Below are 26,669 nucleotides of genomic sequence, written 5' to 3'. Positions count from 1 at the left end.
GAACCGGCCGCGCGACCCCAGATCCCGCTTTCCTGGCGGCGCGCAGGCCGCAAGAGGCAGGACAATGGCAGGTCACAGTCAGTTCAAGAACATCATGCACCGCAAGGGTGCGCAGGACGCCAAGCGCGCCAAGGTCTTCTCCAAGCTCGCCCGCGAGATCACCGTGGCGGCCAAGGTCGGCGGCCAGGATCCGTCCATGAACGCCCGCCTGCGCCTCGCCATCCAGAATGCCCGCGCCGAAAACCTGCCCAAGGACAATATTGAGCGCGCGATCAAGAAGTCGGCCGGCGCCGAGGGCGACAATTACGACGAGATCCGCTACGAGGGCCGCGGGCCGGGCGGCGTTTCCGTCATCGTCGAGGCGCTGACCGACAACCGCAACCGCACCGCCTCGGCCGTGCGCTCCTATTTCACCAAATGCGGCGGGTCGCTGGGTGAAACCGGCTCGGTCGCCTTCATGTTCGACCGGGTCGGCGAGATCGTCTACAAGGCCGCGGTCGGCTCGGCCGACGCGGTGCTGGAAGCGGCCATCGAGGCCGGCGCGGAAGACGTGCAGTCGACCGAGGAAAGCCACGTCATCACCTGCGCCTTCGAGGATCTCGGCGAGGTGCCGAAGGCGCTCGAGGAGACGCTCGGCGAGGCGGACTCGGTCAAGGCCGTCTGGCGGCCCCAGACGATGACCGAGCTCGACGAGGACAAGGCGCAGACGATGATGAAGCTGCTCGACACCCTGGAAGACGACGACGACGTGCAGAACGTCTATTCGAACTTCGAGGTTTCCGAGGAGATTCTGGCCAAGCTGACGGCGGCCTGACGGGCGCCCTGGCGCCACCATTTCCGAAGGCCGGGCAGGGCGGCTCCGCGACGGGATCGCCGCCCGGCCTTTGTCTTTTGAAGCGGCGTGCCGCCGCGCGGGCCTCATCCACCTTGAAAGGGATCTCCAGGTGATCCGGGAAGTCGTCGGACTGATCCTTGCGCCCGGCATGCATCTGACGATGGCGGTGGCGCTGATCGCGGGGCTCGTGCGCGGCTTTGCCGGCTTCGGCGGCGCGCTCATCTACGTGCCGGTCGCGGCCGCCGCCCTCGGTCCGGCGGTGGCGGGGCCGAGCCTCCTGCTCTTCGACGGCTTCGGCACGCTGCCCAACGTCTTTCGCGCCTGGCGGTCGGCCAACTGGCGCCTCGTGCTGCCGCTGATCGTCGGCGCCGTGACCATGGTGCCCGTCGGGGCCACCGTGCTGAAGCATGTCGACCCGACGGCGGTGCGCTGGTTCATCTGCGCCGTCATCTTCGTGGTCGTCGCCGCGCTCGCCTCGGGGCTGAAATGGCCGGGGCCGCCGAAGACGCCGGTCTCGTTCGGCGTCGGCCTCGTTGCCGGCTTCCTCGGCGGTCTTGCGCAGATTTCCGGCCCGCCGGTCGTCATCTACATGCTCGGCCGCTCGATGGCCGCCGCCGACACCCGCGCCAACCTCTTCGTGCTGTTCGCGGTCAGTTCGGTCGCGACCTTCATCACCTATCTGGTGACGGGCATCCTGACCTCCACCGTCGTTCTCACCGCGATCATGGTCGGGCCGTTCTATATCGCCGGCGTCTGGACCGGGGCCTTCCTCTTCGGCAAGGCGCCGGAGCGGTTTTACCGCCGGCTCGCCTTCGTCCTCATCATCGCCGCCGGCATCGCCGGCATGCCGATTTTTCAGGAGTGATGATGCTCCGGTCATAGCGGCAGGGGGCTTGGGCGGGCCTTTGAGTTTGCTCCGGAGCTGGGACGCCCCCTCTCCCCAGCGGGGAGAGGGTGGCCGAAGGCCGGATGAGGGGGCTTTGGGGGGGTGCCCCCTCATCCGATCGCTGCGCGATCACCTTCTCCCCGCTGGGGAGAAGGAATTTGCGGCCGCCTGCCTTTGCCAGCCCGTTTGTCGTTCGGGGCGATCGCCCGACAGCCACCGAATTCGGCCGCGCCGCGATCCTCCGTCTTAACCATCCCGCTCGGCTTTATGAACGTCGTTCAAATTTTCACTTGAACGACGTTCATTTCCTGTTATCGTCCGTCTTGTGAACAACGTTCATATACGGACGAGCAGGAGACGAAATGATGTTCAAGCAGCTTTTTGCTCTCGTCAGGGGAGAAGCCTTCGAGGCGGCGGAGCGGACGGTGGACCGGCATGCGCTGCCGATCCTGCGCCAGCAGATCCGCGATTGCGCCGCGGCCATCGAGGCGGCGCGCAAGGCGGTGGCGGTCGCCATCGCGCAGAATGACCAGGAAATCCGCCAGCACAATCGCATCGTGGAGCGCATCGCCGATCTCGAACAGCGCACGCTTGCGGCGCTGGAACAGGGGCGCGACGATCTTGCCCGCGAGGCGGCGGAGACGATCGCCTGCCTCGAAGCGGAGCGCGATGCCAGCGCCGAGGCGCAGGCGCAGTTTGCCGGCGAGATCGATCGGCTGAAGCGGATCGTGCGCCTGTCGCGGGCCCGCCTTGCCGATCTGGAGCGCGGCCAGCGGATCGCCGCCGCGACGGACCGCACCCAGCGCCTGCGCGAGACCGGCCACGGCCACAGCCTTTCCACGCTCAAGGATGCGGAGGAGACGCTCGGCCGGTTGCGGCTGCGCCAGCGTCAGATCGACGTTGCTGCCGAGGCGATGGCCGAGATGGAGGCCTGCGGCGACCCGGCCGCGATGTCGGAAAAGCTGGCAAAGGCCGGCTGCGGCGCGCCGCTCAAAGCCTCCGCCGACGATGTGCTCTCGCGCCTGAAAGCCCGCATGGCGCGGGCCGACGCGCCGGCCGGCTGATCCACGACCCAACCATCAGACCCACAAGTCAAAAGGAGATTTCGTCATGTCCACCAACAGCGTCACCCCGCACCACACCGGCGCCTGGAAGCTTTTCACCATGGCGAGCTTTGCCGTCGCCGCCGCGATGATGGCCGGCGGCATCTACTTCCTCGAGGCCAGTTTCTCGGCCAAGGGCTTTTATGCGATGGCCGCGATCATGCTGGTCCACACGGCCATCACGCTGACGAAGACGATGCGTGACTCGGAGGAGGCCGACCGCCTGATCAACCGGGTGGAGGACGCCAAGACCGAGAAGCTGCTGATGACCATGCATCGCAGCGACGATCTTTGAGGATCGTCTGGCTGACATGGACGAGGCGGAGCGACCGACGGCCGTTCCGCCTGCCTTTGCCAGGGGTTTCCGACCTTTCGACCGCTGTCATGGTCCGCGAAGGCGGACCATGACCCTGTTTAGCGCATGAGGTTTGTTCTGCAGCGCTCGCAAAGGGGCAACAATCATCCCTCGACTCTATCGTGTGTTCCCTTTATGTTCCAGTCTCAATCACGGGAGGAACATGATGAAACTCTACTGGTGTCCGCAAAGCCGATCCGCAACCGCGCTCTGGCTGATGGAGGAGGCGGGCCTTCCCTACGAGCGAGAGCTCATCGACATCCGCAAGGGCGATCAGTCGACGGACGCCTTTCGGGCGATCAACCCGATGATGAAGGTGCCGGCGCTTGTCGATGGCGAGGCGCAGGTGGCGGAAGTCGCAGCGATCTGCCTCTATGTCGCGGACATCGCCGCCGGAGCGGGACTTGCCCCCGCGCTCGGCGACCCGTTGCGCGGGCGCTACCTGCAATATGTCGTCTTCGGGGCGGCCGGCATTGAGGCGGCAATCACCCAGCTTTACGCCAAGTTCGACATGCCGACGGTGTCGGCCGGGTGGGGCAGCGCCGAGCGTGTCTGCGACGTGCTCGACGGCGAATTGCAAAAGGGCGACTGGATCCTTGGCGAGCGCTTTTCCGCCGCCGACATCGTCGTCGGCTCCGGGCTCCACTTTGCCGTGAAGGCCTTCAAGATGGTGCCCTCGCGTCCCTCCTTCGACGCCTATATCGCGCGCTGCGAGGCGCGCCCCGCCTGGCAGAGGGCACGGGCGATCGAGGCGGCGGGCGGCTGACGCTCGACTCTGTCTGGATCGCCAAGTTATTCCTCGCCGATGTCATCCCCGGCGAGCCGAGCGACGCGATGGCGAGGGAAGGGGATCCAGAAACCGGTCGATGAGTGCGGGGCATCCTTCCGGATTGCCTTCCCCTCGGTCCTCTGGCTCCCGGCCGGGAATGACATCGTGCCGAAAGAGCGACAGGTGCCGGCGCGGCGCTTCCGGCGTTGCTCACACCGGCAGCGGTCCCTGGTCCTTCACCGTGCGGATGGCGAAGTTGGAGCGGATGTTCTCCACCATGTCGAGGGAGATCAGCCGCTCGGTCATCCAGTGCTCGTAGCTTTCCAGATCCGGGACGACCACCTCGAGCAGGAAGTCGGATTCGCCCGACACCATGTGACAGGCGACGACTTCCGGCATCGCGGCCAGCGCGGCGGAGACGGACAGCATCTCCTCGCGGTTCTGGTGCGTGGCGCTGAGACTGACGAAGACCGTCAGGCCGAGCCCCGCCTGCTTGCGGTCGACGACGGCCCGGTAACCCCGGATCACACCCTCCGTCTCCAGCTTCTTCACCCGTCTCAGGCAGGGCGAGGGGGACAGATTGATCCGCTCGGCAAGCTCCACATTGGTCAGTCGGCCGTCTTCCTGCAAATGCTGCAAAATCTTGCGGTCGGTGCCGTCGATGCGATCTTGGGGCATGGATATTAAAATTCCAGCGTTGAATTGGCATAGTCTGCCAATAATCGAGATGTTTGAGGCATAATACGCAAGGACATGCCCCTCCCGTCAAGGCTATCGTCAACAGGTAAGCAATCCTGTCCGATAACCCCAGTGGAGGGCCGCCATGTCGTTCGTCGATCTTGCCCCGCGCCAACTCCGGTCTTCCTTCCTGGCTCACCCTTCAGCCGGTCTCATTGCCGCGCTGCTGACGGTCGTCGGCTGGACCACCTGGGTTATCGGCACGCGCTATGCCATGGCCTCCGGCGCCCTGCAGATCGACCCGGCCGGGCTTGCCGTCATCCGCTTCGGCGTTGCCGCCGTCCTGCTCGCGCCGGTGTGGCTGCGCATTGGCCTTATCCCACGCGGCCTCGATCATCGCTCGCTCTTCGGCCTGCTCTTTGCCGGTGCGCCTTTCGTCGCCTTCGTCTCCGCCGGTCTGGCGCTTGCGCCCGCCGCCGAATCCGCGCCCATCGTCACCGGCCTGATGCCGGTCGTCACCGGGGCGCTTGCCGCCGCCTTCCTCGGCCAGCGGCTCGGCCGCCTTCAGGTCTCCGGCCTTCTCGTCATTCTCGCCGGCATCGCCGTCATCGTCGCCGGCGGCCTGATGCGCAATCCCGCCGCCTGGCAGGGCTATGCGTTCTTCCTTGCCGGCGCGCTCGCCTGGGGCGTCTATTCCGTTTCCTTCCGCAAGAGCGGGCTCGGCGCCATCGAGGCGACGGCGCTCATCGCGGTCTGGTCCTTCATCGCCGTCCTGCCCTGGGGCGCCGGATCGCTCCTCCATGCCGCCGAGACGAGTTCGGTCGGCGTGCTTGCCGGGCAGGTCATCATCCAGGGCTGCGTTGCCGGCGTCTTTTCCATCGTCGCCTTCAGCTTTGCCTCCACGCGGCTCGGCCCGGCCAAGGCCTCGGCGCTCACCGCGATGACGCCGGTCTGCGTCCTCGTCGCGGCAACCGTGCTTCTCGGCGAGCATTTCACCGTTCCGGTCATTCTCGGCTCGCTCATCGTCGGCTGCGGCGTCGTTGCGGCCAGCGGATCGCTGCCGCTGGCGCTCGCCCGCCGGCTTCCGGCCCTCGTCAGGGGCTGACACCGTTTCTTCGCCTCCCTGCGAAGACGCTTTCGCCGGTGGAGCATCGCAGACGCGCAAAATAGGTTACTCTTTTGCGTGCGATGCTCTACCGGTGAAAGCATGACCGAAACCACCCGAATCATCGGCATCGACCCGGGCCTACGCCGCACCGGCTGGGGCGTCATCGACGTCCTCGGCAATTCCGTGCGGTTCGTCGCCTCCGGGATCGTCACATCCGATGGCGAGGCCGATCTCGCCGCGCGGCTCGTGCAGCTTCACGACGGGCTCGACGAGGTGCTTCACCGCCACCAGCCGCATGAGGCGGCCATCGAGCAGACCTTCGTCAACAAGGATGCCGGGGCGACGCTGAAGCTCGGGCAGGCGCGCGGTATCGCCCTTCTCGTACCGGCCCGCCGCGGACTCGTCATCGCCGAATATGCGCCCAACGCCGTCAAGAAGGCGATCGTCGGGGCAGGGCACGCGGACAAGAGCCAGATCCAGATGATGGTCAAGGTCCTGATGCCGAAGGCGACCTTCGAAAGCGCCGATGCGGCCGATGCCCTCGCCATCGCCATGACGCATGCCCATCACCGTGGATCGGCGGCCGGACGGTTGGCCCGCGCGGCTGCATGTTCTTGACCTGTTCTTCTTGCCCCGCTAGCGTGCGGCAAGCCTTGCTCTCCGCCCGAATCGCAGCATGGAGAGCGTTCACCGGAAAGGTCGGCGGGCAGCGATGATCGGCAAGCGGCTATGATCGGAAAGCTCAAGGGTGTCGTCGACAGCTTCGGCGAGGATCACGTTATCCTCGACGTGCACGGGGTCGGCTACATCGCGCATTGTTCGGCGCGCACGCTGCAGCGGCTGCCGGCCGTGGGCGAGGCTGCGGTGCTTTTCATCGAAACCTACGTGCGCGAGGATATGATCCGCCTCTACGGCTTTGCCAGCGAAGCGGAGAAGGAATGGTTTCGCCTGCTGATGACCGTGCAGGGCGTCGGCGCCAAGGTGGCGCTCGCCGTCCTCGGCGTTCTCTCTCCGGCCGAGCTTGCGACCGCCATCGCGGTGCGCGATCTCACCGCAATTTCGCGCGCGCCCGGCGTCGGCAAGCGCGTTGCCGAGCGCATCACGGGCGAGCTCAAGGACAAGGCGCCGGGCTTTTCCGATGCCGATCCGGCGGCGCTGCGGCTTGCCGGCGATGTCGCGGAGGCCAAGGGCAGGGGGCCGGCCGGCGATGCGGTCTCGGCCCTCGTCAACCTCGGCTATGGACAGCTTCAGGCGAGCACGGCCGTGGCCGCCGCCATGAAGGAGGCGGGCGAAGGCGCGCCGACGGAAAAGCTGATCCGGCTCGGCCTCAAGGAACTCTCGAAATGAGCGGCTTGCCCCGCTGGCCGGGTGCGCAGTCTTCTTGCCGCGCCGGAATGAACATGACGGCCGTCAGGGGTTCAGCTTTTTCCGCAATGCAGTATGGTGGCCTTTCCTTCTGGCCGATGGCCTTGTGATCCGGGAGATCGCCGCGTGTACCTGCTTTTCCGTTCCCTCATGGTCATCCTCTTCTTCCTCGTCTGGCTGGCGCTCTGGCAGGCGGGGGCGCTCGCGATCCTTGCGATCAAGCCACTGATGGGCGGGATGGCGCTCGCCGACCTGCCGAGCCTGATGCCCAAGGAAGGCGGCACGCCGCAGCCGATCGTCATCGCCGCCGGCGCATCGGTCGTGGTCAACATCTTCCTCGCCATGTCGGCGATGCTGATTTCCGAGCATGCGACCGGGGTCGGGCGCTTCATTGCGCTCTGCTTCAAGGCCGCCTTCATCCTGATGCTGCTCTTCGGCATCCCCTTTTCGATCTTCGTGTTCTCGCAGCCGATGGACGAGGCCGAGAAGCTGCCGCTGATCGGGCTTCTGGCCGGCGCCATCCTGTTGCCGACCGTCGTCGTTTCATTCCTCCTGTCGCTGCCCTTCCTGGCCTGGGTGAGCGAGAAGCCGCGCCGTGCGAAGGCCGTGCCCGGCCCCTATGTTCCGCCGGAGGATGTCGAGCCGGCGCCGATGCTGGAGCCGGCAGTCGAGACCGGACCGGTCATGGTGGCCGGGGACGAAACGATGCACGCTCCGGAAGACCAGCCCTCGACCGCCCTGCCGGCCGGGCCGATCACACCGCCGAGCGGTTCGGTGCACTAAAGCAAATCCAGGAAAAGTGGAGACCGGTTTTCCGTCCGGATTTGCGTGAAAGCAAAATATTAGAGCGATGCCATTGCTTTGTCGGCAATGGCATCGCTCTTGATCACGAAAGCAGCATCCTTGATGGCGACGACGCCCGAACGCCTTGTGACCGGCGAGGAACGGCCTGAAGACCTCGACGCGACGATCCGGCCGCAGACGCTGGGCGATTTCGTCGGACAGGCGGCGGCGCGGGCGAACCTCGACGTCTTCATCCGGGCGGCGCGGGCGCGGGGCGAAGCGCTGGACCATGTGCTCTTCGTCGGCCCGCCCGGTCTTGGCAAGACGACGCTGGCGCAGATCGTCTCGCGCGAACTCGGGGTCAATTTCCGGGCGACCTCCGGGCCGGTCATCGCCAAGGCGGGCGATCTCGCCGCGCTGCTGACCAATCTTGAAGAGCGCGACGTGCTTTTCATCGACGAGATCCACCGCATGAGCCCGGCGGTGGAGGAAATCCTCTATCCGGCGATGGAGGATTTCCAACTCGACCTCATCATCGGCGAGGGACCGGCGGCGCGCTCGGTCCGGATCGATCTGGCCAAGTTCACGCTCGTCGGGGCGACCACGCGTCTTGGGCTCCTGACGACGCCGCTGCGCGACCGCTTCGGCATTCCGGTGCGGCTCGACTTCTACACGACGGAAGAACTCGAACACATCGTCAAGCGCGGCGCGCGGATCATGGGCATCGGCATGACGGCGGACGGGGCGACGGAAATCGCCCGCCGCTCGCGCGGAACGCCGCGCATCGCCGGCCGGCTCCTGCGCCGGGTGCGCGACTTTGCGGTCGTTGCCGGCAAGGAGGCGATCGACCGGGACACCGCCGATGCGGCGCTCTCGCGGCTCGATGTTGACAGTATCGGCCTCGACGCCCTCGACATGCGCTATCTCACCACCATCGCCTCGTCCTTCGGCGGCGGCCCGGTCGGGATCGAGACCATCGCCGCCGCCCTTTCGGAGCCGCGCGATGCGATCGAGGAGATCGTCGAGCCCTTCCTCATCCAGCGCGGTTTCGTTCAACGCACGCCGCGCGGGCGCCTCCTGACGGCCCATGCCTTCCGCCACCTCGGCCTTGCGGTGCCGAGCGGGCCGGACGCGCCGCAGTTCCAGCTTTTTTCCGATATCGACGACGAGTGAGCGTGACGATGGTCTCGATGCGGCCGGTCTCCGGCGAGTTGCGCGACGGCGCGCATCATCTGCCCGTCAGGGTCTATTACGAGGATACGGACGCCGGCGGCGTGCTCTACCACGCCGGCCATATCCGCTTTTTCGAGCGCGGGCGGACGGAGTTTCTGCGCGCAATCGGCATCAACCAGTCGAAGCTCAACGCCGCCGCGACCGAGGACAGGATCCTCTTCGTCGTCCGCAAGATGACGATCGAATACCTGAAGCCGGCGCTCCTCGACGACCTGCTCGACGTCGTCACCGAGGTCTATGACATCGCGGGTCCGCGCATCACGCTGAAACAGGAGCTTCGGCGCGAGGGCGAGGCGATCGCCACCGCCGACGTGCTGGTCATCTCCATCGGCGGCAATTTCCGGCCGGTGAAGCTGCCGCAGGAGATGGTGGATCTCATGTGGTCGGCGGGGGCGTGAGGTCTCCGCTAGCCCGCCCAGTCTGCAATGACGGCATCGGCCTCGATTTCGATAAGCCATTCCGGGTTCACAAACCTGTCGATGGCCATGATCGTGTCAACGGGCCGCACGTCCCTGAAATAGTCCTTGCGAACGTCGATGGCGGCTTTCCAGTTGTTGATGTCGGTCAGGATGATGCGGGTGCGCACGACATCGTGAAGTCCCGATCCGGCCTGTTCGAGGGCCGCCTTGATGATCTCGATGCACTGACGGGTCTGGGCCGCGACGTCGCCAACGCCGACGGTCTTGCCATCGGCCCCGACCGGCGCCGTGCCGCCGACGGCTATGAACGGTCCGACCCGGACCGCGCGGCTGAACCCCACGACGGCCTCCATCGGGTTTCCGTTGGAGATCAGCTCTCGATCGAATTCCATTGTCGCCTCCCCATTCGCCTTGCCGGTTCCAGCAAACTTAGCGCGGAGCGATGGCTTTGACCGCTTTTCGAGTTGCGGTTGAGGTTTCGAGCCGTCTCCCGCGTTGCGGTTGGAGCGCGCGATCCGCGCCACCAATGCGCCATAACGCTAAATTAACCATGTTGCGGCAAGGTCGCCCTGAAGGCTCGGTCCACGTCGGTCGTCGTTTCGACAAATTTGACCGGCAGTGAGCCTCGCCAAGGTTAAGAGCCTGCCGTCAAAGCCAAGGTCGGGCGCGCGGGGCGGATTTCGCCCGGACAGCGACAGTCACCCTGAGCTCTCCGGCGCTTGCCGTATTTTTTGCCCAAAGAGGTTGCATCCTAAATGAATGGCGAAGTCGCCCAAGCGGTTCTCGATGCGCCCGGTGCCGATCTTTCCCTGATCTCGATGTTCCTCGGAGCGCACATCATCGTCAAACTGGTGATGATCGGGCTTCTGGCGGCGTCGGTCTGGAGTTGGGCCATCATCATCGAGAAGCTCATCCTTTATGCGCGCACCCGCCGCGCGATGGACCAGTTCGAGAAGATCTTCTGGTCGGGCCAGTCCCTGGAGGAGCTTTACCGCTCGCTGGTGAGCCGGCCGAACCACGCCCTTGCCGCCCTGTTCGTTGCCGCGATGCGGGAATGGAAGCGCAGCCACGAGGGCGGGCGGGGCACGTTCACCTCGCTCAACCAGCGGATCGAGAAGGTTCTGGATGTGACCATCGTGCGCGAGGCCGAACGGCTGGAGTCGCGGCTCCTGTTCCTGGCGACCGTCGGTTCGGCGGCGCCCTTCGTCGGCCTCTTCGGCACGGTCTGGGGCATCATGACCAGCTTCCAGGCGATCGCGGCGTCGAAGAACACCAACCTGTCGGTGGTGGCGCCGGGCATCGCCGAGGCGCTCTTTGCCACCGCGATGGGCCTGCTGGCCGCCATTCCGGCGGTGATCGCCTACAACAAGCTGTCCAGCGACGCCGGGCGGCTGTCCACGCGCATGGAGAGTTTCGCCGACGAATTCTCGGCCATCCTGTCGCGCCAGATCGACGAGCGGAGCTGACGCCATGGGCATGAGTGTCGGGTCAGCAGGGGGCGGCGGCGGACGCCGGCGCGGCCGCAGGCGAGGTCGCCACGGCGCGGTGATGAGCGAGATCAACGTCACGCCCTTCGTGGACGTGATGCTTGTGCTTCTCATCGTCTTCATGGTCGCGGCGCCGTTGCTCACGGTCGGCGTGCCGATCGATCTGCCCGAGACGGCGGCCAAGCCCATGGAGGGCCAGACCGATCCGATCAACATCTCGGTCGACAAGGAAGGCAAGATCTTCCTGCAGGACACCGAGGTGAGTGCCGACGAGGTGGTGCCGAAGCTGCAGGCGATCGCCAAGAACGGCGTCGAGGACCGCATCTACGTGCGCGGCGACCGCGATGCCGACTACGGCACCGTGATGCGGGTGATGGCGCGGATCTCGGCCGCGGGCTTCAAGAAGATCGGTCTGGTCAGCACCGAGGAACAGGGCAGCTGACGAACAAGCACTTGGCCGGCGCCGCCTTGCCGGCCTGACGGATTTGACATGCGGATAGGCCTTTCGGCTTCTGTAGCGGTACATGCGATCATTCTCCTCTGGGGGCTCGTCAGCCTTCCCGGAGCGAAGCCGTTCGAGGTCGCCGAAGTCGAGGCCGTGCCGGTCGACATCATCACCGAAGTGACCAACGTCTCGCAGGGCTCCAAGAAGGCCGAGCGCAAGGAGACGCAGAGCCAGGGCGTCGCCAAGCCGCCGAAGCCCAACCCGGAGGCCAAGAAGGCCGGCAACGCGCCGAAGGACCTCGACGCGCCGCCGACGCCGAAGCCGAGCACCGAGGCGTCCGTCCGCGAGGCCGCGCCGCCGCCCTCGCCAACCCCCGCACCGAAGGCGCCGGAACCGCCGGCCCCGCCGCCCGAGCCCGCGCCGCCGAAGCCAGCCGAGGCGAAGGCCGAGCCGAAGCCGCCGGAACCCGCCAAGCCAGTCGAAAAGGCCCCGGCTCCGACGACGGACGTCGCGGAACTGGCGCCGCCGGAGAAGAAGCCGCAGGAGTCAAAACCGGAGCCGAAGACGGAGCCGAAGCCGGAGGAGACCGCGCAGGACAACGCGCCGCCGGCCCCGGCGGTGAAGCCGCGCGTCAAGCCCGCGCCGCCGAAGCCGATCGAGACCGCGTCCGCCGAACCGCAGGACACGACGCCGAAAAAGCCGGCCAAGCCCGCCAAGGACACGTCCAAGGTCGGCCGGGAGGACTCGACCAGCAACTTCGATCCGGAGCAGATCGAGAACCTCCTCAACAAGGTCGATCCCTCGGGCGGCGGGGCGCTGGCCTCCGACCAGACGGCGTCGCTCGGCACGGCGACGGGCCGCGATGTCGGCCAGATGACGGCCAACGAGCTCGAGGCGCTCAGGGCGCGCATCTTCGAATGCTGGGTGCCGCCGGTCGGCGCCAACACCGACGGCATCCGGGTTCCGATCCGCATGACCCTCAATCCGGACGGCTCGCTGAACGGGCCGCCGGAGGCGCTCGAGATTCCGGGCGGTCCCTATGGCCAGGTCGTGGCGGAGGCAGCGCTCCGGGCGATCCGCCGCTGCGCGCCCTACGACTTCATGCCGCCCGAGAAGTTCGACCAGTGGAGCGTGGTCAACATCAATTTCACGCCGCCTTCGGCCTATTGAGCACAGTCGAAAATGGCGGGTGGTGGCCTGCCGCCATGAAAAAGAACGGTTTTCCGTCTCTTCAAGGCAGCAATGGCACCAGCAACGACACGTCCGGGGCCGGCAAGACAGATGCCGGCGCGCGGGCCGACAACGGAGTAGGGATTATCATGACGGGAATTCTTTCCCTCAGCAGCGGTATCCTCGGCAAGGGGACAGGATCGGCGGTGCGCCGGGTCATGGCCGCTGTCGTGGCACTGATTGGCCTTGCGGCCGCGGGCCCGGCCCGGGCCGAGATCACCATCGACATCAACGGCGGCAACTTCCAGCCGTTGCCGATTGCCATTCCCGCGTTCGGCGGCGATGCGCAGCTCGGCGCGCAGATCGCCGAGGTCGTCACCTCCGACCTGAAGCGCTCCGGCCTCTTCGTGCCGCTCGATCCCGCCTCCTTCATCGACAAGGCGGTCAATCCGAACGTCATGCCGAATTTCCAGAACTGGCGCGTGATCAACGCCCAGGCGCTGGTGACCGGCGATACGCAGCGCACCGGCGACGGCCGTATCCAGACCAATTTCCGCCTCTGGGACATCTACGCCTCCCAGCAACTCACCGGCCAGCAGTTCGTGACACCGGAGGCCAACTGGCGCCGCGTTGCCCATATCATCGCCGACGCGATCTACGAGCGCCTCACCGGCGAGAAGGGCTATTTCGACAGCCGCGTGGTCTTCGTCGACGAGACGGGCCCGAAGAACCAGCGCGTCAAGCGGCTGGCGATCATGGACCAGGACGGCGCCAACGTGCGCTACCTGACCCAGGGCAAGGAACTGGTGCTGACGCCCCGCTTTTCGCCCTCCACCCAGGACATCACCTACATGTCCTTCGGCGGTAACGAGAACCCGCGCGTCTATCTGCTCAATCTCGACACCGGCAGCCGGCAGGTGGTCGGCAATTTCAACAACATGACCTTCGCGCCGCGCTTCTCGCCGGACGGGCGCCGGGTCGTGATGAGCCTCGAACAGGGCGGCAACTCCAATATCTACGCGATGGATCTTGCCAGCCGGCAGGTCCAGCGCCTGACCGACTCGGCGGCGATCGACACCGGCCCGTCCTATTCGCCGGACGGCTCGCAGATCGTGTTCGAATCCGACCGTGGCGGTTCGCAGCAGCTCTATGTCATGGGCGCGGGCGGCGGCGGCGCGCAGCGCATCTCCTTCGGCAATGGGCGCTATTCGACGCCGGTCTGGTCGCCGCGCGGCGACCTCATCGCCTTCACCCGACAGTCGGGCGGCAAGTTCGCCATCGGCATCATGAAGCCGGACGGATCGGGCGAGCGCATCCTGACGGAAGGCTTCCACAACGAGGGTCCGACCTGGGCGCCGAACGGCCGCGTGCTCATGTTCTTCCGCGACAACGGGCAGGGGCCGCAGCTCTGGTCGGTCGATCTGACCGGCCGCAACGAGCAGCGCATTCCGACGCCGAACATGGCCTCCGATCCGGCCTGGTCGCCGTTGCTGAAATGACGCGCCGGAGCGGCCCGTTCACCCGGCGCGGGATGGGAACACAGGAATGACATATTCGGGACGAATGTGAAGTAACCAGTCGTTCACCATGTTTCCCAACCCGGCCTTAACCATGCGTGCGTTAAGGTAAACGGGACGGTCTGAGGGGCGCTCCATGAATGCGTGGCCCCATACCACTTCGAAGGATTCACCAGGATGGTCAGCTTGTTTTCCCTTGCGGCGCTGCGCCGCGTGATCGCCGTGTGCGGTCTTGTCGTCCTTGTCGCGGCCTGCGCCAAGAGCCCCAGCGAACTCGACGGCCAGCTTGCTGGCGGCACCGGTGCCGGAACAGCCGTTCCGGGCTCGGCCCAGGACTTCGTCGTCAACGTCGGCGACCGCGTCTTCTTCGACACCGACAGCTCGGAAGTGAACACGGAAGGTCGCGGCGTGCTCGACCGCCAGGCGCAGTGGCTCGGCCGCTACCCGCAGTACACCGTGACGCTGGAAGGCCATGCCGACGAGCGCGGCACGCGCGAGTACAACCTTGCCCTCGGCGCTCGCCGGGCCAAGGCCGCGAACGACTATCTCGTCAGCCGCGGGGTCAACCCGAGCCGGCTGCGCACCGTCTCCTACGGCAAGGAGCGTCCGGTGGCGCTTTGCGACGACGCTTCCTGCTGGGCTCAGAACCGGCGTGCGGTGACGGTGCTCAACAACGCCACCAACTGACGGCGCTTCTTGGCCCGAGGGATATGTGATGCTTCAGCGCCCGGCCTTGTTGGCCGGGCGTTTTTGCATGTCCCCCTGTGGGGCGGGAACGACCCTGCGCCTGCGTCCGGGGCGCTGGCGGATCATCGTATCGAAGCGGCCTGTCATGCAGGGCCTGCAGCCCTGTCCCGCCAATGGCGCGGCCTTGCCGGCCCGCCGGGTCTCAATTTGGCCGAACTCGTGGTCAATAAGGCAACGATTGATCAGGTCGAGTGCGACATCGTGTTGTTTTTTGCCCGCTTTTTTTTAACGCGGCGTGGCGCCCGGGAATGGCGCATCGTACCGAGAGCACGTCGTGTAACAGCCGGTTTGCACATATGTGACTGCATCTCGGGCAGAGTTGTTCTACATATGAGTAAGAACAAGCGTAACGACACCGCGACGCGTGATCGAGCCTGACGGAGACAAAACCGATTTCGGCGGTTCGATCCGGGCCGGATTTCTTGGGATGTGGATGCAACGGCATCATGAATAGAGTCAGCATGATCGGAATGAAGCGGCCGTCTGGCCGTGAGAATGACCCGATGGCGACCGCTTCGGGCGCCCCCCGGGCACAGCGTTGCGGCCTTGCTGCGGGACTGCTCGCCATCGGGCTTGGAGTGGCTCCGGCGCAGGCCGGCTGGTTTTCTTCCGACCCGACGCCGCCCGCAGACCTCGGGTCCGGCCAGTCGGTCCAGAGGGTCCAGAGCAGCGACCAGATCGCCCAGCAGTCGATCCGTATCGACCGCCTCGAATCCCAGATGCGGCAGATGAACGGCCAGATCGAGCAGCTTCTGCACGAGTTGCGGCAGCAGCGCGAGATGATGCAGCGCCAGCAGGAGGATATCGAGTTCCGCTTCCAGGAGATCGAGGGCGGCAAGGCGACGGGCAAGAAGTCGAGAGCCGAGCAGGCCGTTCCGCAGGACAGCGAGCCGATGGACTTCGGCGGTACCTTGCGCACGCCCGGCGGGCCGGAACCGATGCCGTCCGACAGCTATCCCGAGCCGACACCCGCGGAAAACAATGGCCAGCAGCTTGGCGCCCCGCCGTCCAGCCTCGGCACGCTGCCGGGCGTCAGCGCCGGCGTTGGCGCCGGCGGGTATGGCCAGTTCTCCGGGCCGCTTGACCTTTCCGCGCTTGCACGCGGCGATTCCGGTACGACGACCTATGGAGCGGGCGCGACGGATAGCGGGATCGGTCTGCCCGGCGGTCCCTCGACGCCGGTGGCGCCGACGACCGGCGATGCCAGCCCGCAGATGGCCTCCGTCATGCTGCCCTCCGATCCGCGCGAGGCCTACGACCAGGCCTATGGCTACATCCTTGCGGGCAACTACGAGATGGCGCAGATGGGCTTTCACCAGTTCATCACGGACCACCCCGATAGCACGCTGCTCGGCAACGCCCATTTCTGGCTTGGCGAATCCTATTTCGCCCGCAAGATGTTCCGCGAGGCGGCGAACGAGTTCCTCGACACCTACAAGACCTTTCCGCAGAGCCCGAAGGCGCCTGAAAGCCTGCTGAAGCTCGGGCTTTCGCTCAGTGGTCTGGGGGAAAAGGACGCGGCCTGCGCGACCTATACCGAGATCGGCAAGAAGTATCCCGAGGCATCGGGTACGCTGCTGAGGCGGGTCAGCGCCGAGCAGAAGAAATCGCAGTGCTGAGGCGGGTCTGACGTGAGCGGGGAAGGCGGCCGGAACGAGGCTCCGCCGCTCGATCCGGCGGAAGCGGACGCACTGCTGGCGCCCTTCTTCGATGCCGGACCGCTTGCCATCGCCGTCTCCGGCGGCGCCGATTCGACGGCGCTGATGATTCTTGCCGCCGACTTTGCCAAACGCCATCCCCACTATCCGCAGCCTCTCGTTCTGACCGTCGACCATGGCCTTCGCGCCGAAGCGGCGGGGGAGTGCGCCGAGGTCTGCGCAATGGCGACACGTTTCGGGCTGCCTTCGGAAACCCTGCGCTGGCATCCCGGCGTCCTCCACGGTGACATTCAGGCGAAGGCGCGCGAGGCGCGTTACCGGCTTTTGGCCGAGGCGGCCCGGAGCAAGGGCATCGCGCACGTGCTGCTCGCCCATCATCTCGACGACCGGGCTGAAACCTTCCTCATGCGGCTTGGGCGCGGCAGCGGGCTGCGCGGCCTTGCCGCCATGGGACCGAGCCGCGACGTCGACGGCGTGACTTTCCTGCGTCCTCTGCTCTCCGTTCCGAGGCGCCGGCTGGAAGCCAGCCTGCGGGCGGCCGGCCTGTCCTGGATCGACGATCCCTCCAACAGCGACGGGCGTTTCCTGCGGGTCCGGACGCGGCAGCTGATGCCCGAACTCGCCTCGATCGGCCTCACCCCGGAGCGTCTTGCCGAGACCGCCGAGCGGCTGTCGCGCGCGGCAAGCGTCATCGAGCGGCTGGTCGGGCGGCTCCGGTCGGAGGCCGTCTGCTGGCATCCGGGATATGTCCGTCTCGACGGGGCAAGGCTTTGCGAGGCGGACGAGGAAATCGCCTTGAGGCTTCTTTCCGATCTCATCCGCGACCTGAGGGGCACGGACTACGGCCCGTCCTTTCAGCCGCTTGAGGCGTGGTACGGCCTCTTGCGTGCGGGAGAGGCGCCGCGCGCCGCGACGCTCGGCGGGGTCATGCTGGCGCCGCGCCGCGACGGGCTCTGGCTCTATCCCGAGGCCGGGCGGACCGGGTTCGAGGAACGGGCCGTCGACGAGGACGGAATCTATCTCTGGGACGGCCGGCTGCGGGTCGTGCTGAAGGGGCTTGAGAACCGCGCTTTCCGGCTTGCCGCGCTCGGTGGGGCAGGGCGCCGCCAGCTCGAAGAGAGCGGCATCCGTCTGCCTGGGCCGGCTGCAGCGCGGGAGAGCATTCCGGGGCTTTTCGATGCCGATGCCGGGCTTGTTGCCGCGCCGGGCCAACCCGGGCGCGATCATGGCATCGAACTGCGGCTTGCGCAGACCGGCGAGCATTGACCAAGTCTCTGGACTTGCCAAAAGAATTGGCCGGAAGCGAAGAATTAAGGGATTGTCAACCCCGTGGGTTGGCAACGCCCTTCCGTAGACCTAAATTAACACCCTGACGCTAGGCTCGCCGAAATTCGGTTGGCCAACCATTTTTGTGTGCCGCCGGGACACCGGTGCCAAGGAACGACAATGAACGCACATTTCCGGAACTTCGCGCTCTGGGTCATTATTGCTTTGCTCCTGATCGCTCTTTTCCAGCTTTTCCAGAGCCCCGGACAACGGCAGGCCACGAACACCATTTCCTATTCTGAGTTCCTGAACAACGTCGATCAGGGCAATGTTCGTGACGTCACGATCATGGAGCGGAACGTTACGGGCCACCTGACCAACGATCGCTCCTTCGAGACCTATGTCCCCGATGGCGCCAACTACGTCGAGATCCTGCGCGACAAGGGCGTGAAGATCACGGCGAAGCCGGCGGGCGAGGGCTTCTCGTTGCTCGGCGTCCTGATCAACTGGATGCCGATGATCGTCATCCTGGCGCTGTGGATTTTCGTGATGCGCCAGATGCAGGGCGGCGGCGGCAAGGCCATGGGCTTCGGAAAGTCCAAGGCCAAGCTCCTCACCGAGGCGCATGGCCGGGTCACCTTCGACGACGTCGCGGGCATTGATGAGGCCAAGGAAGATCTGCAGGAGATCGTGGAATTCCTGCGCGATCCGCAGAAGTTCCAGCGCCTCGGCGGCCGCATTCCGCGCGGCGTCCTGCTCGTCGGCCCGCCCGGCACCGGCAAGACGCTGACGGCGCGCGCCGTTGCCGGCGAAGCCAACGTGCCCTTCTTCACCATCTCCGGTTCGGACTTCGTTGAAATGTTCGTCGGTGTCGGCGCCTCCCGTGTGCGCGACATGTTCGAGCAGGCCAAGAAGAACGCCCCCTGCATCATCTTCATCGACGAGATCGACGCGGTCGGCCGCCATCGCGGCGCCGGCCTTGGCGGCGGCAACGACGAGCGCGAGCAGACCCTCAACCAGCTGCTCGTGGAGATGGACGGCTTCGAGGCCAACGAAGGCATCATCATCATCGCGGCGACCAACCGTCCCGACGTCCTCGATCCGGCCCTTCTGCGTCCGGGCCGTTTCGACCGCCAGATCGTCGTGCCGAACCCGGATGTCGCGGGCCGCGAGAAGATCCTGCGCGTTCACGTGCGCAAGGTGCCGCTGGCGCCCGATGTCGACCTCAAGATCATCGCGCGCGGCACGCCGGGCTTCTCGGGTGCCGACCTCATGAACCTCGTCAACGAGGCGGCTCTTCTGGCCGCCCGCCGCGGACGCCGTCTCGTCACGCACCTTGAGTTCGAGGATGCCAAGGACAAGGTGATGATGGGCGCCGAGCGCAAGTCGATGGCGATGAGCGACGAAGAAAAGAAGCTCACCGCCTATCACGAGGCAGGGCACGCGATCGTCGGCCTGACGGTGCCGGCCGGCATGCCGGTCCACAAGGCGACGATCATTCCGCGCGGCCGTGCGCTCGGCATGGTGAAGTTCCTGCCCGAGGGCGACCGCTATTCGATGCGCTACATCGAATACACCTCGCATCTCGCTGTCGCGATGGGCGGGCGTATCGCCGAGGAACTCGTCTTCGGCAAGGAGAACATCACCTCGGGTGCCGCCGGCGATATCCAGCAGGCGACCAAGATGGCCCGGGCGATGGTCACCCGCTTCGGCTATTCCGACGAACTCGGCACGGTGCTCTATGCCGACGACAATGAAGAGGTCTTCCTCGGCATGTCGATGGGCAAGCATCAGCAGATGTCGGAAGAGACCGCGCAGAAGATCGACAGCGAAGTGCGCCGTCTGGTGGACGAGGCCTATTCGCAGGCCCGCCGCATCCTGACCGAACGGCGCGATGCGCTGGAGGCTCTTGCGAAGGCGCTGCTCGAATACGAGACGCTGACCGGCAAGGAGATCAAGGATCTCATCGACAAGGGCACGCCTCCGACGCGCGATTCCTCCGAGGAAGCGCCAGTCGCGCGCGGCTCGGCCGTGCCGACCACCGGCACATCGCGTCCCCGGGACGAACCGGGCGCGGGCGGACTGGAGCCGCAGCCGCAGGGCTGATCCCCGATCCGATACAGTAATTGCGAACAGGCCCGGCAACCGGCAAGGTTGCCGGGCTTTCGTTACGCGGGGCGGCGGACGTATTTCAGAAACAGCCGTGTTACGGACGAAAATAATTTTTGAACCCGTTGCCGGTAGAATGCGCGGTAATTGTCTGTCGGTTCACGGGGGCTGGAGCGGCGTGCGCTCATGCGGGTTCGCATGAGCACCTTCATGTCGCACTGTGCTCTTGAACAAGAAGCATCGGTCTCGTTCAGCGCATTCGCTTGGACGCGTCGTGCTCCGGAACGGGACGGAAACAAGCCGAAGGCGGGATTGAACAGATGACGCGCAGCTATTTCGGAACCGACGGCATTCGCGGCACGGCCAACACATGGCCGATCACGCCCGATGTCGCCATGCGGGTGGGCATGGCCGCCGGGCTTGCCTTCCGGCGCGGCGATCATCGCCACAGGGTCGTCATCGGCAAGGACACCCGCCTTTCCGGTTACATGATCGAGCCGGCGCTGACCGCGGGCTTCACGGCCGTCGGCGTCGATGTCTTCCTCACCGGCCCGGTGCCGACGCCTGCCGTCTCCATGCTGACGCGCTCGATGCGCGCCGACCTCGGCGTCATGATCTCCGCTTCGCACAACCCCTACGCCGACAACGGCATCAAGCTCTTCGGCCCCGACGGCTACAAGCTCTCCGACGAGATCGAGGGCGAGATCGAGAGCCTCATCGAATCGGACATGTCGCGGCGGCTCGCCGCCCCGGCGGACCTCGGGCGGGCCAAGCGCGTCGACGGCGAACGGGCGCGCTATGTGGAGTTTGCCAAGCGCACGCTTCCGCGCAACCTCAGCCTCGAAGGGCTGCGGGTGGTGATCGACTGCGCCAACGGTGCCGCCTACAAGGTGGCGCCGGAAGTGCTTTGGGAACTTGGCGCCGACGTCGTCTCCCTCGGCGTCGAACCCAACGGCCTCAACATCAACCGCGAATGCGGGTCCACCAGCCTCCAGGCTGTCTGCGCCAAGGTGCACGAGGTGCGGGCGGACATCGGCATCGCGCTCGACGGCGACGCGGACCGGGTGATCATCATCGACGAGAAGGGGCAGATCGTCGACGGCGACCAGCTCATGGCGGTCATCGCCGAATCCTTTGCCGAGGACGGACGCCTGACGAAGCCCGGCATCGTGGCGACGGTGATGTCGAACCTCGGACTGGAGAAATATCTCGGCAGCAAGAAGCTCACGCTTCATCGCACCAAGGTCGGCGACCGCTATGTCGTCGAGGCGATGCGCGCGGAGGGCTACAATGTCGGCGGCGAGCAGTCCGGCCACATGGTGCTCACGGACTATTCGACCACCGGCGACGGCCTCGTCGCCGCACTTCAGGTGCTCGCCTGCGTCCAGAAGCTCGGACGTCCCGTCAGCGAGGTCTGCCACAAGTTCGAGCCGCTGCCGCAGATCCTGCGCAATGTCCGTATCCGGGGCGACGGCAAGCCGCTGGAGACCGAGATCGTCGTCCAGGCGATTGCCGCAGCGACGGCACGGCTCGGCTCCACGGGGCGTATCCTCGTGCGCCCGTCCGGCACCGAGCCTTTGATCCGCGTGATGGGCGAGGGCGAGAACGAGAATATGGTCCTCGAAGCGGTGGACGACATCGTCAGCGCCATCAACCGGACGGCAGCCTGACCTGCCTGCTCCGTTCCCGGCCTCAAGGGCCTGGAACGGGGACCCTCCGGGGATAGCCGGTTCGCCTTCGGCATACGCCACGGCGGTTCCATTGGGGCACCTCGCCGACGGTGCAACGGGTGAATTCCTTTCGGCCCGTTTACCTTCCTCACCAAAGCATGAAGATCCGGATCGAATTCTTTGATTTGTTCGTACTTTCTTAACTTAAAATCTTAAGGTTACTTTTCTTGGTTAAGTTGCGCTTAACTCTTTGACTTTACGTTCTAAGCAGCAAGAACGCAGAGCGGGCCAGAACGAGGCCCGATCGGTCAGAGAAGGATTCTCGTTATGCGCACGCTCGCAAAAGCTGCTGTTGTTTTCGTGGCCGCGTTCGCCGGTGGCGCCGCGGTCTCCCATGCTGCCGACATTCCCTACGAGCCCATCATCGAGGCGCCGGAGGTCATTCCGCTGCCGGCCGTGGGTGGCTGGTATCTGCGCGGTGACATCGGCTACAAGGTCTATCAGGATCCGAGGATTACCCTTGCCGATCCTGCGGCCGGTACGGCCAGCGGCGAAAGCATCAACAACACCGGCATGGTCGGTGTCGGTGTCGGCTACAAGTTCAACGACTATTTCCGTGCCGACCTCACAGGCGACTATGAATTCCGCTCGACGATGAAGGTCACCAACACCTGCGCGGCCTGCGGCACGCCGGTGATCACGGCCAACACGAAGTTCTCGGCCTTCACGACCCTCGTCAACGCCTATGCCGATCTCGGCACCTATTCCGGCATCACGCCCTATCTCGGCGCCGGTATCGGTGCGTCCTACCTGAAGACCAGCAACGTCAACACGAGCATCGGTCCGGCCGGCAGCGGCGACGGCAAGTGGAACTTCGCCTGGGCGCTGATGGCGGGTGCATCCTACGACATCACCGACCGTCTCGCGCTCGACGTGAACTACCGCTACCTCAACCTCGGCGAGGCCAGCCTCGGCACCGTCACCACGCAGTGCGGTTGTACGACGACGGCCAAGACCGACAAGATCGACGCCCACGAAATCCGCGTCGGCCTGCGCTACTCGATGTATTGATCGCGCCGTCATCCGGACAAGACCTGATCGCCAGACGGCGGATCCGCAAGGATCCGCCGTTTTTCGTTGTCCCGAGGATGGGGCGGGGCGTGGTTTATATAATACCAGGACGTTTGATCTTGACGGACCACCGGCCGCGCGAGTATTTCCGGCGGCGGGACACGCCTCCCCAACGAGGCGCGCCCATCTGAAAGGATGGACTGATATGATGATGACCGCCAAGCCGGCTGCGAAGCCGGCCAATCCCCGTTTCTCGTCCGGACCCTGCTCCAAGCGCCCTGGCTGGAGTCTCGAAGCGCTGACTGATGCCGCGCTCGGACGGTCCCACCGCGCCAAGATCGGCAAGACCAAGCTTCAGGAAGCGATCGACCTGACACGCGACGTTCTGCGCGTGCCGGACGACTATCGCATCGGCATCGTTCCGGCCTCGGACACCGGCGCCGTCGAGATGGCCATGTGGTCGATGCTCGGCCCGCGCCCCGTCGACGTCGCCGCCTGGGAAGCCTTCGGCAGCGTCTGGGTCTCGGATGCGGTCAAGCAGCTCAAGGTTCCGAACACCCGCACCTTCACGGCGCCCTATGGCGTGCTGCCGGCCTTCGACGAGATCGACTTCGACCACGACGTCGTCTTCACCTGGAACGGCACGGCTGCCGGCGTTCGCGTGCCGCGCACCGACTTCATCCCCGCCGACCGCAAGGGCCTGACCATCTGCGACGCCACCTCGGCCGCCTTCGCGATGGAGCTTCCCTTCGACAAGCTCGACGTCGTCACCTTCTCCTGGCAGAAGGTCATGGGCGGCGAGGCCGCGCACGGCATGCTGATCCTCAGCCCCCGCGCCGTCGAACGTCTGGAGACCTATGTCCCGGACCGTCCGCTGCCGAAGATCTTCCAGCTCACCAAGGGCGGCAAGCTCAACGAGGGCATCTTCAAGGGCGACACGATCAACACGCCGTCGATGCTCTGCGTCGAGGACTATCTCGATGCCATGAACTGGGCGAAGTCCATCGGCGGCCTCGATACGCTGATCGCGCGCTCGGAAGCGAGCGCCAAGGCGCTGTTCGACTGGGTCGAGCGCACGCCCTTCATCGACTTCCTGTGCGCCGTGCCCGAGCATCGCTCGACGACGGGCGTCTGCCTGAAGTTCGTCGATCCGCGCGTTGCGAATCTCGACGAAGCCGGCCAGCAGGCCTTCGTGAAGACCTTCACCGGGCTCCTGGAAAAGGACGGCGTCGCCTTCGACATCGCCTCCTACCGCGATGCGCCTCCCGGCCTCCGCATCTGGTGCGGCTCGACCGTCGAGACCGCCGACATCGAGGCGCTGCTGCCCTGGCTCGACTGGGCCTTCGAGGCATCGGTCGCCGACATCGCCAAGGCGGCGTGAGCGGTTAGGTATTTCGGCATTTTACCCTTCTCCCCGCCGGGGAGGAGGGGACCGCGTAGCAGCCGGATGAGGGGTTTTTCTTGCCCCTCACCCGTCACTTCGTGACACCCTCTCCCCGATGGGGCGAGGGGTTTGCGCCGCGCCCATGTCGACGCACACGCCCAACATGCAGCGCGCCGACATCGGCAGCGCTCTTTCCCATTCCAGCAGGAGGCTTCGATGCCCCGCGTTCTCATTTCCGACAAGCTTTCCCCCACTGCCGTGCAGATCTTCAAGGATCGCGGCCTGGAGGTCGACTACCTGCCCGATCTCGGCAAGGACAAGGACAAGCTCTTCGAGATCATTGGCCAGTATGACGGCCTTGCCATCCGCTCGGCCACCAAGGTCACGGAGAAGATTCTCTCCGCCGCGACGAACCTCAAGGTCATCGGCCGGGCCGGCATCGGCGTCGACAATGTCGACGTTCCGGCCGCGACCGCCAAGGGCGTCATCGTGATGAACACGCCCTTCGGCAACTCGATCACGACGGCCGAGCATGCCATCGCGATGATGTTCGCGCTCGCCCGCCAGATCCCGGAGGCTAACGCGTCCACCCACGAGGGCAAGTGGGAGAAGAACCGCTTCATGGGCGTGGAGCTGACCTCCAAGACCCTCGGCATCATCGGCTGCGGCAACATCGGCGCGATCGTCGCCGAGCGGGCCATCGGCCTCAAGATGCACGTCATCGCCTTCGATCCCTTCCTGTCGCCGGAGCGGGCGATCGACCTCGGCGTCGAGAAGGTCGAACTCGACGAACTCTTCCGCCGGTCCGACTTCATCACCCTGCACACGCCGCTCACCGACAAAACGCGCAACATCATCGACATCTCGGCCATCCTGAAGATGAAGAAGGGCGTGCGGATCATCAACTGCGCCCGTGGCGGCCTGATCGTCGAGGCCGACCTCAAGGCCGCGCTCGACAGCGGCCACGTGGCGGGTGCGGCGCTCGACGTCTTCGAGATCGAGCCGGCAACGTCCAATCCGCTCTTCGGCATGGCGAATGTCGTCTGCACGCCGCATCTCGGTGCCTCCACGTCGGAAGCGCAGGAGAATGTCGCGCTGCAGGTCGCCGAGCAGATGTCGGACTACCTGATGAAGGGGGCCGTGACCAACGCGCTCAACATGCCGTCGATCTCGGCGGAGGAAGCGCCGCGCCTGACGCCCTTCGTCAAGCTCGCCGAACTGCTCGGTTCCTTCGCCGGCCAGTTGACCGAGACCTCGCTCAAGGGTATCCGCATCGAATACGAGGGCGATTGCGCGGACATGAACACCCGCGCGCTCACCTCGGCGGCGCTCACCGGCCTGCTGCGCCCGCTGCTCCAGACCGTCAACATGGTCTCTGCGCCGACAATGGCCAGGGAGCGCGGCATTGCGGTGGAGGAAGTGCGCCGCGAGGAGGCGGAGAACCACGACGCGCTCATTCGCCTGACGGTCATTACCGAGCGGCAGGAGCGGAGTGTCGCCGGCACGGTGTTCGCCGATGGCAAGCCGCGGATCGTCGAGATCAAGGGCATCGGCCTTGAGGCCGAGTTCGGCAAGTCGATGATCTATGTCACCAACGACGACAAGCCGGGCTTCATCGGCAAGTTCGCCTCGATCATCGGCGATGCCGGCATCAACATCGCCACCTTCAACCTCGGCCGGATCCAGCAGGGCGGCGACGCCATCTGCCTCGTCGAGGTCGATGGTCCGGTGGCCGACGAGACACTGGAAGCCGTCTGCGCGCTGCCGATGGTGCGGCAGGCGAAGGCTCTGGCGTTCTGAGCCGGGACGCTTCAATTGGGCTGGGAAACGGGGCGTCCTTCGGGGCGCCCCAATTTTTTTAACTTTTTTGCCTCCCGCACCAAAGGATCGCCGATGTCACATCGTCCAAGTCGGCGGACGAGGCAGGAAGACGGGCGGCCATGAGCGGTGAGGAGACGGACGAGAGGCTGATTGCGCGCGCCCGCGATGGCGAGAGCGCGGCCTTTGCCGCGCTCGTGCGGCGGCACTATCCACTCATTCACCGGGTCGCCTGGCGCTGTCTCGGCGAGGCCTCGGAGGCCGAGGACGTGGCGCAGGAAGTCTGCATCCGCTTGGCAAAGCGGCTTGCCGACTTCGAGGGCCGGTCGGCCTTCACCACCTGGCTCTGCGGGATCACGCTCAATGCCGCACGCGATGCCTTGCGCGTCCGCCAGCGCCGGGCGGAGGGCCAGCGCCAGCTTGCCGCCATGGCGCTTGTCGACGGGCAGGGGCCGCCGGAGGCCGAAGACAATCCGGAGGATGCGCTCTGGGATGCCGTGCGCAGCCTGCCGGACCGCCAGCGTGACGCGGTGCTGCTGGTCCACGCGGAGGGCATGAGCCATGGCGAGGCGGCCCGTGCGCTCGGCTGCGCGGAAGCGACCGTCTCCTGGCATCTCTTTGCCGCGCGCCGCACCTTGAAATCGACCTTGCAAAGGAGGGCGCCATGAGCGGCCCCGACCTTGAACGCCCTGATCTCGATCGTCTGGCAAAGACGCCCGTGCCCGCTCCGCGCGAGGAAGCGAAGGAGCGTGCCGTGGCGGCGGCGCTTGCCGCCTTCGAGGCCGAGCAGAAT

General features: G+C 65.8%; 26 protein-coding genes. 24 read left to right on the top strand and 2 right to left on the bottom strand.

Going from position 1 to position 26,669, the window contains the following annotated elements; all coding sequences use genetic code 11:
* The first annotated feature begins 64 nt into the window (after positions 1–64).
* The 5 genes from HDIA_RS18185 (at position 65) to HDIA_RS18165 (ending at position 3,945) form a co-directional block, all read left to right on the top strand.
* Positions 65–814, top strand: coding sequence for a YebC/PmpR family DNA-binding transcriptional regulator (locus HDIA_RS18185; RefSeq protein WP_099558994.1), 750 nt, complete (start codon positions 65–67; stop codon positions 812–814).
* 130 nt (positions 815–944) lie between these two features.
* Positions 945–1,700, top strand: a complete 756-nt coding sequence (locus HDIA_RS18180) for a sulfite exporter TauE/SafE family protein (RefSeq protein WP_099557454.1) — start codon at positions 945–947, stop codon at positions 1,698–1,700.
* Between the two features lie 386 nt (positions 1,701–2,086).
* The gene (locus HDIA_RS18175) at positions 2,087–2,785 is read left to right on the top strand and encodes a PspA/IM30 family protein (RefSeq protein ID WP_099557453.1); all 699 of its coding nucleotides are present in this window, start codon (positions 2,087–2,089) and stop codon (positions 2,783–2,785) included.
* A gap of 46 nt (positions 2,786–2,831) precedes the next feature.
* The gene (locus HDIA_RS18170) at positions 2,832–3,119 is read left to right on the top strand and encodes a YiaA/YiaB family inner membrane protein (protein WP_099557452.1); all 288 of its coding nucleotides are present in this window, start codon (positions 2,832–2,834) and stop codon (positions 3,117–3,119) included.
* Positions 3,120–3,342: 223 nt separating this feature from the next.
* On the top strand, positions 3,343–3,945 hold the full coding sequence (locus HDIA_RS18165; RefSeq protein ID WP_099557451.1) for a glutathione S-transferase family protein: 603 nt from the start codon (positions 3,343–3,345) through the stop codon (positions 3,943–3,945).
* 213 nt (positions 3,946–4,158) lie between these two features.
* On the opposite strand, the gene HDIA_RS18160 is transcribed toward HDIA_RS18165, so the two are convergent.
* Positions 4,159–4,626, bottom strand: a complete 468-nt coding sequence (locus tag HDIA_RS18160) for an Lrp/AsnC family transcriptional regulator (protein WP_099557450.1) — start codon at positions 4,624–4,626, stop codon at positions 4,159–4,161.
* Positions 4,627–4,771: 145 nt separating this feature from the next.
* Between HDIA_RS18160 and HDIA_RS18155 the strand changes: the two genes are divergently transcribed.
* The 6 genes from HDIA_RS18155 (at position 4,772) to ybgC (ending at position 9,513) form a co-directional block, all read left to right on the top strand.
* A complete protein-coding gene (locus HDIA_RS18155; protein WP_099557449.1) occupies positions 4,772–5,731 on the top strand; it encodes a DMT family transporter in 960 nt (319 codons plus the stop codon).
* Positions 5,732–5,833: 102 nt separating this feature from the next.
* The gene (gene ruvC, locus HDIA_RS18150) at positions 5,834–6,352 is read left to right on the top strand and encodes a crossover junction endodeoxyribonuclease RuvC (protein WP_099557448.1); all 519 of its coding nucleotides are present in this window, start codon (positions 5,834–5,836) and stop codon (positions 6,350–6,352) included.
* Positions 6,353–6,463: 111 nt separating this feature from the next.
* The gene (ruvA, locus tag HDIA_RS18145) at positions 6,464–7,081 is read left to right on the top strand and encodes a Holliday junction branch migration protein RuvA (protein WP_099557447.1); all 618 of its coding nucleotides are present in this window, start codon (positions 6,464–6,466) and stop codon (positions 7,079–7,081) included.
* A gap of 144 nt (positions 7,082–7,225) precedes the next feature.
* Positions 7,226–7,882, top strand: coding sequence for a hypothetical protein (locus HDIA_RS18140; RefSeq protein WP_099557446.1), 657 nt, complete (start codon positions 7,226–7,228; stop codon positions 7,880–7,882).
* 123 nt (positions 7,883–8,005) lie between these two features.
* Complete coding sequence (gene ruvB, locus HDIA_RS18135; protein ID WP_099557445.1) at positions 8,006–9,055, top strand: Holliday junction branch migration DNA helicase RuvB; 1,050 nt, start codon at positions 8,006–8,008, stop codon at positions 9,053–9,055.
* The gene (gene ybgC / locus HDIA_RS18130; RefSeq protein WP_245883951.1) at positions 9,052–9,513 is read left to right on the top strand and encodes a tol-pal system-associated acyl-CoA thioesterase; all 462 of its coding nucleotides are present in this window, start codon (positions 9,052–9,054) and stop codon (positions 9,511–9,513) included. Before ruvB ends, ybgC begins: the two co-directional genes overlap by 4 nt.
* Positions 9,514–9,521: 8 nt before the next feature.
* Here ybgC and HDIA_RS18125 read toward each other — a convergent pair whose 3' ends face one another.
* Complete coding sequence (locus tag HDIA_RS18125; RefSeq protein ID WP_099557444.1) at positions 9,522–9,926, bottom strand: RidA family protein; 405 nt, start codon at positions 9,924–9,926, stop codon at positions 9,522–9,524.
* A gap of 363 nt (positions 9,927–10,289) precedes the next feature.
* Here HDIA_RS18125 and tolQ point away from each other — a divergent pair, with 363 nt between their 5' ends.
* The 13 genes from tolQ to HDIA_RS18060 all read left to right on the top strand — a co-directional run bounded on the left by tolQ (position 10,290) and on the right by HDIA_RS18060 (position 26,544).
* Positions 10,290–11,000, top strand: a complete 711-nt coding sequence (gene tolQ / locus HDIA_RS18120) for a protein TolQ (protein WP_099557443.1) — start codon at positions 10,290–10,292, stop codon at positions 10,998–11,000.
* Between the two features lie 4 nt (positions 11,001–11,004).
* The gene (tolR, locus tag HDIA_RS18115; RefSeq protein WP_099557442.1) at positions 11,005–11,463 is read left to right on the top strand and encodes a protein TolR; all 459 of its coding nucleotides are present in this window, start codon (positions 11,005–11,007) and stop codon (positions 11,461–11,463) included.
* A 48-nt stretch (positions 11,464–11,511) separates the two neighbouring features.
* Positions 11,512–12,636: a cell envelope biogenesis protein TolA gene (locus HDIA_RS18110; protein WP_099557441.1), complete on the top strand. Its 1,125-nt coding sequence runs from the start codon at positions 11,512–11,514 to the stop codon at positions 12,634–12,636.
* 149 nt (positions 12,637–12,785) lie between these two features.
* Positions 12,786–14,135 carry a Tol-Pal system beta propeller repeat protein TolB gene (gene tolB, locus HDIA_RS18105; RefSeq protein WP_173796259.1) on the top strand — a complete coding sequence of 450 codons (1,350 nt, stop codon included), beginning with the start codon at positions 12,786–12,788 and terminating at the stop codon, positions 14,133–14,135.
* A gap of 195 nt (positions 14,136–14,330) precedes the next feature.
* On the top strand, positions 14,331–14,840 hold the full coding sequence (gene pal / locus HDIA_RS18100; RefSeq protein ID WP_099557440.1) for a peptidoglycan-associated lipoprotein Pal: 510 nt from the start codon (positions 14,331–14,333) through the stop codon (positions 14,838–14,840).
* A gap of 563 nt (positions 14,841–15,403) precedes the next feature.
* Positions 15,404–16,519, top strand: coding sequence for a tol-pal system protein YbgF (gene ybgF / locus HDIA_RS18095; protein ID WP_157775724.1), 1,116 nt, complete (start codon positions 15,404–15,406; stop codon positions 16,517–16,519).
* Between the two features lie 12 nt (positions 16,520–16,531).
* A complete protein-coding gene (gene tilS / locus HDIA_RS18090) occupies positions 16,532–17,824 on the top strand; it encodes a tRNA lysidine(34) synthetase TilS (RefSeq protein ID WP_099557438.1) in 1,293 nt (430 codons plus the stop codon).
* Positions 17,825–18,004: 180 nt separating this feature from the next.
* Complete coding sequence (gene ftsH, locus HDIA_RS18085) at positions 18,005–19,930, top strand: ATP-dependent zinc metalloprotease FtsH (protein ID WP_099557437.1); 1,926 nt, start codon at positions 18,005–18,007, stop codon at positions 19,928–19,930.
* 323 nt (positions 19,931–20,253) lie between these two features.
* On the top strand, positions 20,254–21,603 hold the full coding sequence (glmM, locus tag HDIA_RS18080) for a phosphoglucosamine mutase (protein ID WP_099557436.1): 1,350 nt from the start codon (positions 20,254–20,256) through the stop codon (positions 21,601–21,603).
* Between the two features lie 327 nt (positions 21,604–21,930).
* Complete coding sequence (locus tag HDIA_RS18075; RefSeq protein WP_099557435.1) at positions 21,931–22,674, top strand: outer membrane protein; 744 nt, start codon at positions 21,931–21,933, stop codon at positions 22,672–22,674.
* 205 nt (positions 22,675–22,879) lie between these two features.
* Positions 22,880–24,055 carry a phosphoserine transaminase gene (locus HDIA_RS18070; protein WP_099557434.1) on the top strand — a complete coding sequence of 392 codons (1,176 nt, stop codon included), beginning with the start codon at positions 22,880–22,882 and terminating at the stop codon, positions 24,053–24,055.
* 219 nt (positions 24,056–24,274) lie between these two features.
* On the top strand, positions 24,275–25,858 hold the full coding sequence (gene serA / locus HDIA_RS18065; protein WP_099557433.1) for a phosphoglycerate dehydrogenase: 1,584 nt from the start codon (positions 24,275–24,277) through the stop codon (positions 25,856–25,858).
* 140 nt (positions 25,859–25,998) lie between these two features.
* A complete protein-coding gene (locus HDIA_RS18060; protein WP_099557432.1) occupies positions 25,999–26,544 on the top strand; it encodes an RNA polymerase sigma factor in 546 nt (181 codons plus the stop codon).
* The last annotated feature ends 125 nt before the right edge of the window (positions 26,545–26,669 follow it).

The organism is Hartmannibacter diazotrophicus (genome assembly GCF_900231165.1).
GTDB classification, from domain to species: domain Bacteria; phylum Pseudomonadota; class Alphaproteobacteria; order Rhizobiales; family Pleomorphomonadaceae; genus Hartmannibacter; species Hartmannibacter diazotrophicus.
Note: the sequence above shows the minus strand (reverse complement) of the source record. Positions and strands in the feature narration are given on the sequence as shown.

What these genes read in the sequence shown, in the direction of transcription:
- HDIA_RS18185 (WP_099558994.1), top strand. Translation starts at nt 65, where the DNA reads ATGGCAGGTCACAGTCAGTTCAAGAACATCATGCACCGCAAGGGTGCG.
- HDIA_RS18175 (WP_099557453.1), top strand. Translation starts at nt 2,087, where the DNA reads ATGTTCAAGCAGCTTTTTGCTCTCGTCAGGGGAGAAGCCTTCGAGGCG.
- HDIA_RS18170 (WP_099557452.1), top strand. Translation starts at nt 2,832, where the DNA reads ATGTCCACCAACAGCGTCACCCCGCACCACACCGGCGCCTGGAAGCTT.
- HDIA_RS18165 (WP_099557451.1), top strand. Translation starts at nt 3,343, where the DNA reads ATGATGAAACTCTACTGGTGTCCGCAAAGCCGATCCGCAACCGCGCTC.
- HDIA_RS18160 (WP_099557450.1), bottom strand. Translation starts at nt 4,626, where the DNA reads ATGCCCCAAGATCGCATCGACGGCACCGACCGCAAGATTTTGCAGCAT.
- HDIA_RS18155 (WP_099557449.1), top strand. Translation starts at nt 4,772, where the DNA reads ATGTCGTTCGTCGATCTTGCCCCGCGCCAACTCCGGTCTTCCTTCCTG.
- ruvC (WP_099557448.1), top strand. Translation starts at nt 5,834, where the DNA reads ATGACCGAAACCACCCGAATCATCGGCATCGACCCGGGCCTACGCCGC.
- ruvA (WP_099557447.1), top strand. Translation starts at nt 6,464, where the DNA reads ATGATCGGAAAGCTCAAGGGTGTCGTCGACAGCTTCGGCGAGGATCAC.
- ruvB (WP_099557445.1), top strand. Translation starts at nt 8,006, where the DNA reads ATGGCGACGACGCCCGAACGCCTTGTGACCGGCGAGGAACGGCCTGAA.
- HDIA_RS18125 (WP_099557444.1), bottom strand. Translation starts at nt 9,926, where the DNA reads ATGGAATTCGATCGAGAGCTGATCTCCAACGGAAACCCGATGGAGGCC.
- tolQ (WP_099557443.1), top strand. Translation starts at nt 10,290, where the DNA reads ATGAATGGCGAAGTCGCCCAAGCGGTTCTCGATGCGCCCGGTGCCGAT.
- tolR (WP_099557442.1), top strand. Translation starts at nt 11,005, where the DNA reads ATGGGCATGAGTGTCGGGTCAGCAGGGGGCGGCGGCGGACGCCGGCGC.
- HDIA_RS18110 (WP_099557441.1), top strand. Translation starts at nt 11,512, where the DNA reads ATGCGGATAGGCCTTTCGGCTTCTGTAGCGGTACATGCGATCATTCTC.
- tolB (WP_173796259.1), top strand. Translation starts at nt 12,786, where the DNA reads ATGACGGGAATTCTTTCCCTCAGCAGCGGTATCCTCGGCAAGGGGACA.
- pal (WP_099557440.1), top strand. Translation starts at nt 14,331, where the DNA reads ATGGTCAGCTTGTTTTCCCTTGCGGCGCTGCGCCGCGTGATCGCCGTG.
- ybgF (WP_157775724.1), top strand. Translation starts at nt 15,404, where the DNA reads ATGGCGACCGCTTCGGGCGCCCCCCGGGCACAGCGTTGCGGCCTTGCT.
- ftsH (WP_099557437.1), top strand. Translation starts at nt 18,005, where the DNA reads ATGAACGCACATTTCCGGAACTTCGCGCTCTGGGTCATTATTGCTTTG.
- glmM (WP_099557436.1), top strand. Translation starts at nt 20,254, where the DNA reads ATGACGCGCAGCTATTTCGGAACCGACGGCATTCGCGGCACGGCCAAC.
- HDIA_RS18075 (WP_099557435.1), top strand. Translation starts at nt 21,931, where the DNA reads ATGCGCACGCTCGCAAAAGCTGCTGTTGTTTTCGTGGCCGCGTTCGCC.
- HDIA_RS18070 (WP_099557434.1), top strand. Translation starts at nt 22,880, where the DNA reads ATGATGATGACCGCCAAGCCGGCTGCGAAGCCGGCCAATCCCCGTTTC.
- serA (WP_099557433.1), top strand. Translation starts at nt 24,275, where the DNA reads ATGCCCCGCGTTCTCATTTCCGACAAGCTTTCCCCCACTGCCGTGCAG.
- HDIA_RS18060 (WP_099557432.1), top strand. Translation starts at nt 25,999, where the DNA reads ATGAGCGGTGAGGAGACGGACGAGAGGCTGATTGCGCGCGCCCGCGAT.